A 1,369-nucleotide genomic window follows, 5' to 3' on the forward strand; every position below is an offset into this window, starting at 1 on the left:
GCTTGCTGGCCGGCTCCGGCGTGCCGGACGCGGGACCGCCCTTATCGGTCATCGGAGGCGGGGTATCGCCGCCCTTCGCGGCGGCTCCGCCGCCGGCGGCCACCGGCGCCTCGGCCTTCGCCGGGGTCGCGCCCTCGACCTTCGGCAGCGGCTCGGGGTTGTCCGACAGCGTCCGCAGATAGGCGACGACGTTGGCGCGGGTCTTTTCGCTCGGGATGCCGGCGAAGGACATGCGCGTGCCGGGGGCATACTTGGCGGGGCTGGTCAGCCACTGGTTCAGCTCGTCATAGGTCCACGGCCCCTGCTTGCTCTTGAGCGCCGAGGAGTAGTCGAAGCCGGCCATGTGGCCGTGCGGCGCGCCGACGACGCCCCACAGGTTCGGCCCGACGCCCGCCTTGCCGCCCTTGTCGAAGGTATGGCAGGCGACGCAGATCGTCTTGGTGTAGGCCTTGCCCGCCGCCGGATCGGCGCTGACGAGCATCGCATCGAACGACGGCTTCGCCGGCTCGCCGCCGGCCGGCGCGGCCGCCGCGGCCTGCTTCGGCACGTCGGTCGGCTTCGGCAGCGGCTCGGGGTTGTGCGACAGGCTGCGCAGATAGGCGATCACGTTGGCGCGCGTCTTGTCGTTGGGGAGACCGGCAAAAGACATGCGTGTGCCCGGCGCAAAAGCCGCCGGCTTGTAGAGCCATTCGTTCAGTTCGTCGTAGGTCCAGACACCCTGCTTGGCCTTGAGCGCGGACGAGTAGTCGAAGCCCGGCTTGCTCGCGATCTTGCGGCCCAGCACGCCATAGAGATCGGGACCGACACCGTTCGCGCCACCCTCCTGGAAGTTGTGGCAGGCGACGCAGATGGTCTTCGTGTAAGCCTTGCCGGCTTCCGGATCGGCGCTTGCGAGCAGCGGCTCGATCGGGTCCGGCCCCTCCTTCTTCGCGCCGCCTTCGGCCTTGGCCGGCTCGGCGGAGGCGATGACGATGGCCGGCTTCTTCGGCACCTCCACCCGGATCAGCTCGTCGCCCAGCAGACCGGTGACGAAGAAGGCGATACCGGCCGTCAGAACCGCGGCCACCGCCTTGTTCACATACAAGCTGTCCATACGTCGCTCTCTGTCTGTTCCCGCCGCGCCGCAGGCATACGGGCGCGGCGTTGCGCGTCACGCAGCGCCTACCTAAGGTGACCCGGACCATAGGCAAGCCGCTTGTGCGCAGCAATACGGGCCCGGCCGGAAGTCGTCACCGCCTCGTTTTTTCGCCCTGCCCGTGGCCGTCCGCTGACCCATGCCCCGTCCGTTTCTCGAACCCTTGGCCGAGCCGATGAATCCGATCGTCGTGATCCCCTCCCGCATGGCCTCCAGCCGCCTGCCGGGCAAGCC

1 protein-coding gene is annotated in these 1,369 nt (G+C 69.2%); it reads right to left on the minus strand.

What is annotated here, in order from left to right; all coding sequences use genetic code 11:
* A partial coding sequence (locus B8460_RS18450) for a c-type cytochrome (RefSeq protein ID WP_084623897.1) occupies window positions 1-1,093 on the minus strand: 1,093 nt, incomplete at its 3' end.
* Between the last annotated feature and the right edge of the window lie 276 nt (window positions 1,094-1,369).

Origin of the sequence: Acidisphaera rubrifaciens HS-AP3 (genome assembly GCF_000964365.1) — a bacterium.
Taxonomy (GTDB): Bacteria; Pseudomonadota; Alphaproteobacteria; order Acetobacterales; family Acetobacteraceae; genus Acidisphaera; species Acidisphaera rubrifaciens.